Genomic DNA, 13,059 nt, shown 5'->3' with positions numbered 1-13,059 from the left:
CCTTATATTTACAGGAAGTGACAGAACTTACCTACGACGCCGAGCACCACGGTAATGGCGATAAGGCGCAGAGGACTCCAGCCACGACGGACCAGCCAGAACATGGTCAACGTGTAGACCAGCGGCAAAAATGCAGGCATCAGCTTGTCTATCACGTCTGTTTGCAGTTTCACAACCGCATCGCCAGCAGTAATTTCCAGCGTAGTGTTCAGACGAACATAGGTTGCTACCAGCGCGCCGATCACCGTCATCCCAACGATGGATGCCGCATGTCCAACCTTTTTGGTGTTAGCTTTAATTAGCGGGATGGCAGCAACGCCCATTCGATAAGCATAGTGTGCCAACCCAAAGCGCAGTCCAAGATGAACCACGTTAAACATAACAATAAAGACAACTGCGCCAAGAATAGAGCCTTGCAATGCCAGACTGGCCCCGATACCGCCGCAAATAGGCAATAACGTTAACCAGAACATGGCATCACCGATACCGCCAAGCGGGGCACCTACGGCAATCTTGGTGCTTTGAATACTGTTCACATCCTGCTTGGAGCGTTCCATCGCCAGGATAATCCCGATAACAAACGTGACCAGGAATGGGTGCGTATTGAAGAAGCCCATATGGCCTTTCATCGAACGCGCCAGATCGCGCTTGTTGGTATGAATCTTTTTCAGTGCAGGTAACAGGCCATACAACCATCCTGATGCCTGCATACGTTCGTAGTTAAAAGAGGCTTGTAATAACATTGAACGCCAGGCAACACGGTTGATATCTTTTTTCGTCAGCTCGGCACCGATATTCTGGTCTTCGTAGACGTTTTCATTGGTGCCGGACAGCAGTGTTTCTTCGGTTTCGGAAACGTTCGGCAGAGCCGTTTGATTAGATGCCATCTTCGAATTCCTCTTTTTGTGCTGCAGGAGCTGTAGGTTCAGGTGATTTACGCAGAAAGTCGATCAGCGCCATTGCCAGTGCTGCTGCGGCAATCGCCAGCACGGGGAGTTTGAGCCAGGCTGCGGCAACAAAACCCAGGATGAAGTAGGGGATATAGACGTTTTTCATCATGATTTTCAGCAGTACGGCGAATCCGATAGCTGGCATGATGCCACCTGCCACTCCGAGGCCGTCGATCAGACGCGTCGGCAGAACATCTATAGCGGTTTTGGCATGTTCTGCACCAAAGTAAATCGGCAGGAACGCGCATAAAAAATAGAAGGTCCCCAGCGCCAGCAACGCCAGATAGTTGACCCGCTCAATCCCTGCAGTATCGGCATTCGCTGCCATGCGATCGCACCGAGCCATCACCCCTGACATCACTGAGAACAGGAAGGTAATTCCCATCTGTACCGCTACGGCGAACGGTACCGCCACACCCACGGCAACTTCGGGTTTCACTCCGGTTGTTATGGCAAACGTAGTTCCTACGATAGTGCCGATAATCACGTTTGGCGGCTGAGCTCCAGCCAGCGGGGCCAGACCCATCCACACCAGTTCCAGCGTACCCCCTGTCAAAATACCGGTATGCAGATCGCCCAGAATCAAACCGACCAGCGGCCCGAGAACAACCGGGCGGTGCATGTGCGTTAACCCGTTGAACATATCCAGCCCTGCAATAAAGGCGAGAATACCCAACGCAAAAGCCTGCAACAGACTGATTTCCATTGTGAATCCCTCAGAGAAGTTTATAGAGGTCCTGGGCGGGTTCTGTTGGAACGCCCTGAACGAAGCATTCCACTCCAGCGGCTTTGAGCCCGTTGAACGCCGTAATATCAGCAGCGTCTACAGAAACCGTTTTGGCGATTTGTTGCTTGCCGTTGGCGTAGTGCATATTGCCAACGTTGATACGGTTAACAGGAACACCGCCTTCGACCAGACGAAAGAAATCCGCAGGCGATTTGCAGACCAGCAGAATTTTCTGGCGATCGGCGGCACGGTGAATATTGTCGATCACTTTTTGTAGTGACCAGAAGCGTACGGCGATCCCTTCTGCCAGTACCATTTCCATCAGGTTTTGCTGCACTGGATCTTCTGCCACCTCATCATTAGCGACCAGCACCAGGTTTGCCCCCGCAAACCCAACCCATTGCACACCAACCTGACCGTGAATCAGACGTTCATCAATGCGACTTAATACAATGTTTGGCATGGTATTTTTCTCTTTTTTGTTATGCGTTACGATCTTGAGCACCCAGGCAGGCGCAGTGATATTGCTGCAGTATGTCCTGAATATGGTTAATGATGAGTTCTCGCGGCGTGGCGCTGAGATCTCCCTCGCGTACTTTTACGTACTGCAAGGGTAAATACTGGCTAATCAGCGGCAGTGGAATGGGGTCATCCGCCAGGTTACGCACCAGACGTTCGAATGCCTCATCAATCTGGCTGTCCGGCCAGTAGTAACGAACCCGATCGGAGTAGCTATATCCACGGGCCAGACGGCGTGCGTTGCCATCGCCGTGATAGTGGCTCTGCCAGTACTCGGGGCGATCAAGCATCACGCTTTCCAGCACGTGTCGCAGGCCTGAACAGGCTTTTGCAGGCAGCAATTCTTCTTCAATGGCAGCTAACGAAAACAGCACCTCGCGCAGGGCGAAGGTCAGCGCAGGCCCCACTTTCAAAATAGCGAAGTGGTCTATCACCAGTTGGCGCAAGGACTGTGGCGTTTGGTAATCGGTAGAATGCGCTTCAAAAACCAGCGTGTCGTAGTCTTCCACCATTTTGCTGAGCGCCACGGCTTTCTGTGGTTGATAATCAATGATGTGTGTGTGGTCGAATTCAACGCCAGGTTGCACCACCAGGGCGATAATACGTGGCCAGATATCTTCCAGCCCGCGCTTTTCAAAGGCGTGATAGTGGGCCTGTAATGTTGCGCGTGCAGCATCCGGCGTTGTTACCGCCAACTCGGTTAACGTTTCGTGGGCGCCGCCAGGAACCGGAACTTCTGTGCCAATCACATAGACCAGATCAGACTCACCAAAATGCGCCATACAGGTTTCTTCGGCAATTTTTGCCAGGCGCGCAGCACGCTCGGCGACGATGTCATCCGTCAGTGGAACCGGGTCGTTAGCACAAGACATGCTGCAATCGAGGTGGATTTTTTTAAAGCCTGCGATGACATAGCTTTTGATCAGATCGTCAGCGTTGGCCATTGCCTGTTCTGCAGGCAGATTTTGCCAACGGTTTGGCCCGAGATGGTCTCCGCCGAGAATCAGCATATCCTGAGAAAAATTAAGCAAGTCGGCTAAACGGCAGACAAAGCTGCGAAAATCGGCTGGTGTCATACCCGTATAGCCGCCAAACTGGTCAACCTGGTTAGAGGTTGCTTCGATCAACAGCGGTGTATGGTTTGCATGGGCGTAGCGTATTGCGGCTTCCAGTACGATTGGATGCGCGGAACAAACGGCATAAATCCCGTTTGCCTTCCCCCGTTTATGCTGCTCGACCATTTTAGTTAGATGTTTCACTTTCCTCTCCAGGTCAGATTACTGCGACATCAATCTTTCGTTTTGTTTCATTTAATACTGCATCATGGTGTTATAAAAATAAAACGAAAGATAATGGTTTTCCGATCTGTTTCACAAAAGAAACACAATGAAAGGTTTCAGCGTAAGTTCGTCCGGCTCTGACCTGCTTGCGGGGCTTGCATTCGCGCAAAAGAAAGGCGTTAATAGGTAAAACGAAATAAAACGAAAGATTCAACTAAAGGATTTCTTATGAGTAACACCGAGTCCTCTGCAGACAAGCGCGTTATTGGCACCAGCGAAAGACGTGAGCAGATCATCCAGCGGTTACGGCAGCAGGGAAGCGTTCAGGTTAACGATCTTTCCTTATTTTTTGGCGTCTCCACAGTCACTATTCGAAATGACCTCGCTTTTCTGGAAAAGCAGGGGATTGCGGTACGCGCCTATGGTGGAGCGCTGATTTGCGAAAGCAATGCGCCTGTTGTGGAGCCTTCTGTTGAAGATAAGAGCTCACTCAATACGGCGGTAAAACGCAGTATTGCCAGAGCTGCTGCGGAGTTGATTCAACCGGGACACCGCGTGATCCTTGACTCCGGCACCACGACGTATGAAATTGCCCGCCTGATGCGCCAGCATACCAATGTTATTGCTATGACCAACGGTATGAATGTCGCCAATGCGTTACTGGAAGCAGAAGGGGTTGAGCTGTTGATGACCGGCGGTCATTTGCGTCGTCAGTCGCAATCTTTTTATGGCGATCAGGCAGAACAATCGCTACAAAATTATCACTTCGACATGTTGTTTCTTGGCGTTGATGCTATCGATTTAGAGCGTGGTGTTAGCACGCACAACGAAGATGAAGCACGCCTCAACCGCCGGATGTGCGAAGTGGCTGAGCGTATCATCGTCGTTACCGACTCGACGAAGTTTGACCGCTCGAGCCTGCATAAGATCATTGATACTCAGCGAATTGATATGATTATTGTCGATGAAGGTATTCCAGAGGAGAGTCTGGAAGGATTACGTAAGCATGGAATTGAGGTTGTTCTGGTGAGTATCTGATAAAAAAGGCCGGGAAGTTTACGAACTCCCCGACCTGTAATTGAATTTAACCTTCAGGAATCAGGTCACTGGTGCCGGGTTAAATACCGCCAGCTGGTTATGTAATCCCCATTGATCCGAGAAGGTTTTCTTACGCCCGCTGGCCACGTCGAGAATGAACTCGAATAGCTTCAAACCTACCTCTTCGATGGTTTCTTCTCCGGTCGCGATGGTGCCTGCGTTGATGTCCATCAGATCAAACCAACGATTAGCCAGTTCAGTGCGTGTTGCCATTTTTATCACCGGAACGGCCATCAGACCGTACGGCGTGCCGCGACCGGTGGTAAATACCTGCACGGTGATCCCGGAAGCAACCTGCTGAGTTCCACAGACAAAATCGCTGGCGGGGGTAGCCGCGTATATCAGACCGCGTTTGGTTGGGCGCTGGCCCGGCGACAGCACCTCGACAATGGCGCTTTTTCCTGATTTAGCAATGGAGCCCAGCGCTTTTTCTACGACGTTTGCCAGGCCGCCTTTTTTGTTACCGGGAGAGGGGTTAGCGCTGCGGTCAGTTTTCCCCATATCGAGATAGTTGTCGTACCAGGCCATCTCTTCGAGCAGGCGCTTGCCCACCTCTTCGTTAATTGCGCGAGGGGTCAGAAGGTGGATGGCATCGCGCACTTCGGTCACTTCAGAGAACATCACGGTCGCGCCGCAGCGTACTAACAGGTCGGAGGCATAACCCACCGCCGGGTTGGCCGTTACGCCAGAAAATGCATCGCTGCCGCCGCATTGCATGCCGACCACCAGCTCAGAAGCCGGACAGGTTTCGCGCTGGCGCTGATTGAGCTTTGCCAGATGGCGTTCGGCTACCTGCAAAATATCTTCTACCATGGATTTAAAACCAACGTGTTTTTCATCCTGCAGGCTGACGATGCTGGCGCTGTCTACCGGAATACTTTTTACATCGTGAGTACCTTCCAGCAGGCGCTCAGGCTGGAGTTTTTCACAGCCAAGGCCGATGACCATTACTTCACCGCCGAAGTTCGGGTTCAGTGCAATATTGTGGATTGTACGAATCGGCACGATGGCTGCTGGCGCGTTGATCGCCACGCCACAGCCATACAGATGATTGAGTCCCACCACGCCGTCGACGTTTGGGTATTTTGGCAGCAGGTCACGTTCTATGATTTTCACTACATAATCCACCACGCCTGCCACACAGTGCACACTGGTGGAGATACCAAGCAGGTTCTTGGTGCCGACGCTGCCGTCAGCATTGCGGTACCCTTCGAAGGTATAACCCTCCAGCGGTGGCAGTGGTTCCGGGACTTTGGTTGCCAGCGGTAATGTTTCCAGCGGCGGGGCTTTTGGCAGTTCAACCATAGATTCATCGATCCAGCTGCCGCGTGGGATATCGCGAACGGCGAAACCTATTACTTCACCATAGCGGACGATTTCGCCATGAGCAGGAATATCTGTTAGTGCCACTTTATGGCCCTGGGGGATATGCTCTATCAGCGCCAGTCCATCCGGAAAACGTGTCCCGGCTTTCAGACCATTGTCATTGACAATAATCGCCACATTATCTGTGTCGTGTACTTTAATATAAAACGCCGTTGGCGATTCTTGTCTAATTTCGATGTCGGCCATTGTCCAGTATTCTCCAGCCAGGTGGTGATAATAATTGTATGGGTGTTGTTATATTGAAGCTAATTAAAAGCAATAAAGACTTGGTATTGTGAAATAAGGATGTCAGGAGATTAAATCTGAGAATGTGACCGTGATCACTTAAATTCAGGTACACCACGCCGCCAGAGGTGGCAATGCGTAAATGTGTGCATTAGCGCCCATGCTTATGTGCATATGCCTAAGAGAATATTCTAACAACCTTTCTTTAATGAGCGTTTGCACAATGATTAACCTTGTCACGCTGATTATACTAAATCACGGTTTCATAGCGCCTGATAAATTATTGCGTATTTTTATTGGCGGTAATTAATTATTAAAAATGCCTGCCAACTAATAAAAGATATGTGCCAGAGGTAACCCGAGGTAAATAGTATGATACTGGATACGGTTGTAGAGAAAAAGAAAGGCACGCACACTCGTTATTTAATATTGCTGGTAATCTTTATTGTTACAGCCGTTAACTATGCTGACCGTGCAACGTTGTCTATTGCCGGCACAGAAGTAGCGAAAGAGCTACAGCTTAGCGCCATATCAATGGGTTACATTTTTTCGGCTTTTGGCTGGGCTTATTTGCTAATGCAAATTCCCGGCGGATGGCTGCTCGACAAGTTTGGCTCGAAGAAAGTCTACACATACAGCCTGTTTTTCTGGTCGCTGTTTACCTTTCTGCAGGGTTTTGTAGATATGTTCCCGCTGGCCTGGGCGGGTATTTCAATGTTCATCATGCGTTTCATGCTGGGCTTCTCTGAAGCGCCGTCTTTCCCGGCTAACGCACGTATTGTGGCCGCCTGGTTCCCCACAAAAGAGCGCGGCACGGCATCGGCAATTTTTAACTCCGCGCAGTACTTCTCCCTGGCATTATTTTCCCCGCTGTTGGGGTGGTTAACTTTTGCCTGGGGCTGGGAACATGTCTTTACCGTGATGGGGGTGATCGGCTTTGTACTGACCGGGCTGTGGGTGAAACTGATCCATAACCCGACCGAGCATCCGCGTATGTCGCAAGAAGAACTGAAGTTTATCTCTGACAACGGCGCGGTTGTGGATATGGATCACAAGAAGCCGGGCGATGCGGCATCTGGTGGCCCTAAGCTGCATTATATCAAGCAGTTGCTGACTAATCGCATGATGCTGGGTGTGTTCTTCGGACAGTATTTTATCAATACCATCACCTGGTTCTTTCTGACCTGGTTCCCGATCTACCTGGTGCAAGAAAAAGGCATGTCGATCCTGAAGGTAGGTCTGGTGGCTTCTATTCCTGCGCTGTGTGGATTTGTCGGTGGCGTGTTGGGCGGGGTGTTCTCCGATTATCTGATTAAACGCGGCTCCAGTATTACTCTGGCGCGTAAGCTGCCAATTGTGCTTGGGATGCTGCTCGCGTCGACCATCATTCTGTGTAACTACACCGATAACACCACTCTGGTGGTGGCGTTGATGGCACTGGCGTTCTTCGGAAAAGGTTTCGGCGCGCTGGGCTGGCCGGTGATTTCAGATACTGCACCGAAAGAAATAGTCGGTCTGTGTGGTGGTGTCTTTAACGTATTTGGCAACGTCGCTTCCATCGTAACCCCGCTGGTGATTGGTTATCTGGTGAGCGAACTGCACTCATTTAATGCTGCGCTGATGTTTGTAGGATGCTCGGCGCTGATGGCGATGGTTTGCTACCTGTTTATTGTCGGTGACATTAAACGTATGGAATTGCAGAAATAAATAAAGGTATAGGCGATGAATAACACGATATTCCCTAACAAATTTAAAGCGGCCCTCGCGGCACATCAGGTGCAGATTGGCTGCTGGTCTGCACTGGCCAATCCAATCAGTACCGAGGTATTAGGTCTGGCAGGTTTTGACTGGCTGGTGCTGGATGGTGAGCATGCACCGAACGATATCTCGACGTTTATCCCACAGTTGATGGCACTGAAAGGTAGCACCAGTGCACCGGTCGTGCGTGTGCCGACCAATGAGCCGGTGATCATCAAGCGTCTGCTGGATATCGGGTTTTATAACTTCCTGATCCCGTTTGTTGAAACCGAAGAAGAGGCGGTAAACGCCGTAGCATCTACCCGTTATCCGCCGGAAGGTATTCGCGGCGTGTCCGTTTCCCACCGTGCCAATATGTTTGGCACCGTACCGGACTACTTCGCGCAGTCGAATAAGAACATCACCATTATCGTGCAAATCGAAAGCCAGCAGGGCGTTGATAACGTGGATGCGATTGCTGCAACCGAAGGTGTTGACGGTATCTTCGTCGGCCCAAGCGATTTGGCCGCAGCGTTAGGTCACCTGGGGAATGCTTCTCACCCTGAGGTGCAAAAGGCGATTCAACACATCTTTGCCCGTGCGAAAGCACATGGTAAGCCAAGCGGTATTCTGGCTCCGGTCGAGGCAGATGCCCGTCGCTATCTGGAGTGGGGCGCGACGTTTGTTGCCGTTGGCAGCGACCTTGGCGTGTTCCGTTCAGCCACGCAGAAACTGGCTGATTCTTTTAAGAAATAACCACCATCGACAGTAGAGAGAGATAGATATATGACAATGAAAGTTGGTTTTATTGGCCTCGGTATTATGGGTAAACCAATGAGTAAAAACCTCCTCAAGGCAGGTTACTCGCTGGTGGTTGCTGACCGTAATCCGGAAGCGATTGCGGAAGTGATAGCCGCAGGCGCAGAAACGGCGACTACGGCGAAAGCCATTGCCGAGCAGTGTGACGTGATCATCACTATGTTGCCGAACTCTCCGCACGTGAAAGAAGTGGCGCTGGGTGAAGGCGGCATTATTGAAGGGGCGAAGCCAGGGACTGTGCTGATCGATATGAGCTCCATCGCGCCGTTAGCCAGCCGTGAAATCAGCGACGCGTTGAAGGCGAAAGGTGTGGATATGCTGGATGCGCCGGTAAGTGGCGGCGAGCCAAAAGCGATTGATGGCACGCTGTCGGTAATGGTTGGCGGCGATAAAGCGATTTTCGACAAGTACTACGATCTGCTGAAGGCGATGGCGGGCTCTGTGGTGCATACCGGCGAAATCGGCGCGGGTAATGTCACCAAGCTGGCGAACCAGGTCATTGTGGCGCTGAACATTGCCGCGATGTCTGAAGCACTGACGCTGGCGACCAAAGCCGGAGTGAACCCGGATCTGGTATATCAGGCGATCCGGGGTGGGCTGGCGGGAAGCACCGTGCTGGATGCGAAAGCGCCGATGGTGATGGACCGTAACTTTAAGCCGGGTTTCCGTATTGATCTGCATATTAAGGATCTGGCGAACGCACTGGACACTTCTCATGGCGTAGGTGCACAGCTACCGCTGACTGCTGCGGTTATGGAGATGATGCAAGCGCTGCGCGCAGATGGACTGGGAACCGCTGATCACAGTGCTCTTGCGTGCTACTACGAAAAACTGGCGAAAGTGGAAGTCACTCGCTAACAAGAAGGGCGCGGATGCGCGCCCTGTATTTCTTGCCTTGCGCGGCACAGTCAGGCTACATAACTATGAAAATCGTAATTGCCCCAGACTCTTATAAAGAAAGCCTTTCTGCCACCGAGGTAGCTCAGGCAATAGAAAAAGGATTTCGGGAAGTTTTTCCTGATGCGCAATATGTTTCTGTTCCGGTTGCCGATGGTGGTGAAGGGACCGTGAAAGCGATGATAGCCGCGACGCAGGGGACTGAACGTTCAGCCCTGGTGACGGGACCGCTGGATGAAAAAGTGAATGCCTGCTGGGGCATGTCCGGTGATGGTAAAACCGCGTTTATTGAAATGGCTGCAGCCAGTGGTCTGGCGTTGGTTCCTCCAGAAAAGCGCAACCCGTTAGTCACCACGTCGCGTGGCACCGGGGAGCTGATATTGCAGGCGCTGGATAGCGGTGCGCATAGCATCATTATCGGCATTGGCGGCAGTGCGACCAATGACGGTGGTGCGGGTATGGTGCAGGCTCTGGGGGCAAAACTCTGTGATGCCAACGGTACTGAAATCGGTTACGGCGGCGGCAGCCTGACTTGTCTCAGTACCATCGATGTTTCGGGGCTGGATCCGCGCTTAAAAACCTGTTCAATCCGTGTCGCCTGCGATGTGACGAATCCTCTGACGGGCGATACTGGCGCATCCCGCATCTTTGGGCCCCAGAAAGGGGCGACTGAGGAACACATTGTTGAGCTGGACCGTAATCTCTCCCACTATGCCGATATCATTAAAAAATCGCTCAGGGTGGATGTGAAAGACGTGCCAGGCGCAGGAGCGGCTGGTGGTATGGGGGCCGCATTAATGGCTTTTTTAGGCGCGGAGCTGCGCAGCGGTATCGAGATTGTGACTCAGGCGCTCAATCTGGAAGAACATATTCACGATTGTACGCTGGTGGTCACCGGTGAGGGACGCATCGACAGCCAGAGTGTGCATGGCAAAGTGCCGATTGGTGTGGCAAATGTGGCGAAGAAGTACCATAAACCAGTAATTGGTATTGCCGGTAGCCTGACACGCGATGTGGACGTGGTACACCAATATGGTATTGATGCCGTGTTTAGCGTATTAACCCGTATCGGCACGCTGGAGGACGCTTTTCGCGGGGCATCGGATAATATTTACCGCGCTTCAAGGAATATTGCTGCCACGCTGGCAATCGGAATGCGTAGTGCGGGGTGACAAAGGCGCACGAACCCTCTATACTGCGCGCCGAAGCTGACCAGACAGTCGCCGCTTCGTCGTCGTCCTCTTCGGGGGAGACGGGCGGAGGGGAGGAAAGTCCGGGCTCCATAGGGCAGGGTGCCAGGTAACGCCTGGGGGGGAAACCCACGACCAGTGCAACAGAGAGCAAACCGCCGATGGCCCACGCAAGTGGGATCAGGTAAGGGTGAAAGGGTGCGGTAAGAGCGCACCGCGCGGCTGGTAACAGTCCGTGGCACGGTAAACTCCACCCGGAGCAAGGCCAAATAGGGGTTCACAAGGTACGGCCCGTACTGAACCCGGGTAGGCTGCTTGAGCCAGTGAGCGATTGCTGGCCTAGATGAATGACTGTCCACGACAGAACCCGGCTTATCGGTCAGCTTCACTCTTTATAAAACCCCGCTTCGGCGGGGTTTTTGCTTTATGAGGTGTAGCCCACAGGACGTAATCGTTCTATCCGTTGTAACATAAATTACGTTCCCTCTTTTGAATCATACTCTTCTACTTTATCCCTATCAGAAATGCCCGTTTTTGGCGTCATAAACAGGGCACCTTTAAATTACTCATGATTATTAACACTAAAACAACACAATCGAAAAAAAAGTACATCATTAATGAATGTTCGCCGGAATTTTTCCCCCTGATTATTTTAATGCCGGTTTTACTTTATTTAGGTCGAATAAAAGGGGACAGAGTCAATTACTAATGAAATGGTTAAATAGTGAGCAAAAGTACCGCTCAAAAAAAATTGATTCATTATTATTTTTGATTGTTGTCACAATAATGGACATTTCTATTCATAACAATGGCCCACGAATTCAGTACGAATTTCCACTTATTGCAAAATTTTAAATTAATAGGAAACCATTATGGGAACAGTAAGCTCAGGCTCTGCTCATAAAATGGGAGTCATTGCCCTAACGTTAGTGACCGCATCAAATATGATGGGGTCTGGCGTATTTATGTTGCCAACTAATCTCGCAGGAATAGGCTCCATCTCAATATGGGGATGGGTATTTACCATCATCGGTGTTATTGCACTTGCGTTAGTTTTCGCTAAAACCAGTCTAATTACACCTCGTACCGGCGGTATCGTTGCTTATGCCAGTGATGCCTTTGGCCCATTCATTGGGTTTCAGACAACAATGTGCTATTGGATCAGCGCATGGGTAGGAAACGTTGCATTATTGGTCGCAGGTGTCGGCTATCTCAGTTTCTTTTTCCCAGAACTTAAAAATCCAACTTACGGTTGTATTGCCGCAATTATTATTCTGTGGGCATTTGTTTTCCTTGCTAGTTTTGGTGCCAAAGTTGCGGGGCGGGCACAATCCTTTACCGCAACTTGCGGGTTAATTGTAATTTTAGGCGTAGGATTTATTGGGTGGTTCTGGTTTAACCCGTCGCTCTATACTGAAGTTTATAATGGAACGGGTCATAGTGATTCCTCAGCAATAATTTCTGCTGCGTCGATTGCGCTATGGGGCTTCCTTGGCATTGAATCTGCAGTCGTTTCTACCGGTCAGGTCGAAGATCCTGAACGTACGGTTCCTCGGGCTACCGTTATGGGGTTATTAATCGCTTCCGTATGTTATGTCGGCAGCTGCACCGTTATTATGGGGTTGGTACCACATAACGTTCTGGTAGATTCAGCAGCACCTTTTGCTGATGCCGCACGTTATATGTTCGGTAATACGGCAGGGAACATTGCTTCTGCATTGAGCATCATTGCCTGCTTTGGTTCAATTTCAGGTTGGCTGATACTTCAGTCAGAAGGCCCGCGCGCAGGTGCTCAACAAGGACTTTTCCCGAAATTCTTTGAAGAAACTAACAAGCAAGATGTCCCGATGAAAAGCCTCATTTTTACCGGTGTATTAATGAGTATTGTCTTGCTGTTGACGGCATCTCCGAATCTGGCGAAACAATTCCAGGCCGTAATCTTAATGTCGGTGTTTGCTTCACTTCTGCCATATATGTATGCCCTGATTTCGCTTCCAATTATCCTTGTTTCAAAGAAAGCCAATCGTGGAAGATCGTTTATGTTTTACTGCACGTTGGTTGTTATTGGCATGATTTACTGCATTTTTGCTTTGCTTGGTTCTGGCAGCGACTCCATATTCTGGGGCATCTTGATGATGATGGTAACCATTCCATTATTCTCTTTTGTTGCCGCCGGACGTAGTAAGAAAGGTCAGGATATTCTTTATTTAGATAAGCGTATCTAAACGTAT

Annotated in this window: 11 protein-coding genes and 1 other RNA gene; 7 read left to right on the top strand and 5 right to left on the bottom strand. The window is 50.6% G+C overall.

The genetic code is table 11. The features are described 5' to 3' along the window. Nucleotides 1-8 precede the first annotated feature (8 nt). The 4 genes from agaE to kbaZ are packed head-to-tail and all read right to left on the bottom strand — an operon-like array spanning nt 9 to nt 3,455. Nucleotides 9-887, bottom strand: a complete 879-nt coding sequence (gene agaE / locus ACLJXE_RS10270; protein ID WP_043017758.1) for a PTS N-acetylgalactosamine transporter subunit IID — start codon at nt 885-887, stop codon at nt 9-11. After that, a complete protein-coding gene (agaW, locus tag ACLJXE_RS10265) occupies nt 877-1,656 on the bottom strand; it encodes a PTS N-acetylgalactosamine transporter subunit IIC (RefSeq protein ID WP_003839998.1) in 780 nt (259 codons plus the stop codon). Before agaW ends, agaE begins: the two co-directional genes overlap by 11 nt. A gap of 10 nt (nt 1,657-1,666) precedes the next feature. Then, nucleotides 1,667-2,140: a PTS N-acetylgalactosamine transporter subunit IIB gene (agaV, locus tag ACLJXE_RS10260; RefSeq protein ID WP_003024925.1), complete on the bottom strand. Its 474-nt coding sequence runs from the start codon at nt 2,138-2,140 to the stop codon at nt 1,667-1,669. A 19-nt stretch (nt 2,141-2,159) separates the two neighbouring features. Next, nucleotides 2,160-3,455, bottom strand: a complete 1,296-nt coding sequence (kbaZ, locus tag ACLJXE_RS10255; protein WP_410750797.1) for a tagatose-bisphosphate aldolase subunit KbaZ — start codon at nt 3,453-3,455, stop codon at nt 2,160-2,162. A gap of 249 nt (nt 3,456-3,704) precedes the next feature. On the opposite strand from kbaZ, the gene ACLJXE_RS10250 reads away from it, so the two are divergent. Further along, nucleotides 3,705-4,514 (top strand): DeoR family transcriptional regulator, encoded by an 810-nt coding sequence (locus ACLJXE_RS10250; protein WP_187260119.1) that lies wholly within the window; start codon nt 3,705-3,707, stop codon nt 4,512-4,514. Between the two features lie 60 nt (nt 4,515-4,574). Here the strand turns inward: ACLJXE_RS10250 and garD are convergent, their stop codons facing one another. Next, on the bottom strand, nt 4,575-6,146 hold the full coding sequence (gene garD / locus ACLJXE_RS10245; RefSeq protein ID WP_286629413.1) for a galactarate dehydratase: 1,572 nt from the start codon (nt 6,144-6,146) through the stop codon (nt 4,575-4,577). Nucleotides 6,147-6,557: 411 nt separating this feature from the next. Between garD and garP the strand changes: the two genes are divergently transcribed. The 6 genes from garP to hdcC all read left to right on the top strand — a co-directional run bounded on the left by garP (nt 6,558) and on the right by hdcC (nt 13,053). Continuing rightward, nucleotides 6,558-7,892, top strand: a complete 1,335-nt coding sequence (gene garP / locus ACLJXE_RS10240) for a galactarate/glucarate/glycerate transporter GarP (RefSeq protein ID WP_286629414.1) — start codon at nt 6,558-6,560, stop codon at nt 7,890-7,892. A gap of 15 nt (nt 7,893-7,907) precedes the next feature. Next, complete coding sequence (garL, locus tag ACLJXE_RS10235; protein WP_410750796.1) at nt 7,908-8,678, top strand: 2-dehydro-3-deoxyglucarate aldolase; 771 nt, start codon at nt 7,908-7,910, stop codon at nt 8,676-8,678. A 30-nt stretch (nt 8,679-8,708) separates the two neighbouring features. Then, nucleotides 8,709-9,599 carry a 2-hydroxy-3-oxopropionate reductase gene (garR, locus tag ACLJXE_RS10230; RefSeq protein WP_286629416.1) on the top strand — a complete coding sequence of 297 codons (891 nt, stop codon included), beginning with the start codon at nt 8,709-8,711 and terminating at the stop codon, nt 9,597-9,599. Between the two features lie 65 nt (nt 9,600-9,664). Continuing rightward, a complete protein-coding gene (gene garK / locus ACLJXE_RS10225; RefSeq protein ID WP_286629417.1) occupies nt 9,665-10,810 on the top strand; it encodes a glycerate 2-kinase in 1,146 nt (381 codons plus the stop codon). A gap of 32 nt (nt 10,811-10,842) precedes the next feature. After that, an RNA gene (gene rnpB, locus ACLJXE_RS10220) (RNase P RNA component class A) lies at nt 10,843-11,219 on the top strand. A gap of 481 nt (nt 11,220-11,700) precedes the next feature. After that, entirely contained in the window at nt 11,701-13,053 is a 1,353-nt protein-coding gene (gene hdcC / locus ACLJXE_RS10215; protein ID WP_005131726.1) for a histidine-histamine antiporter, read from the top strand. Nucleotides 13,054-13,059: the final 6 nt, after the last annotated feature.

It is taken from the genome of Citrobacter sp. U14242, from assembly GCF_046555775.1.
Taxonomy (GTDB): domain Bacteria; phylum Pseudomonadota; class Gammaproteobacteria; order Enterobacterales; family Enterobacteriaceae; genus Citrobacter.
The sequence above is the reverse complement of the archived record's forward strand: the minus strand, read 5'-3'. Positions and strand labels throughout refer to the sequence as shown.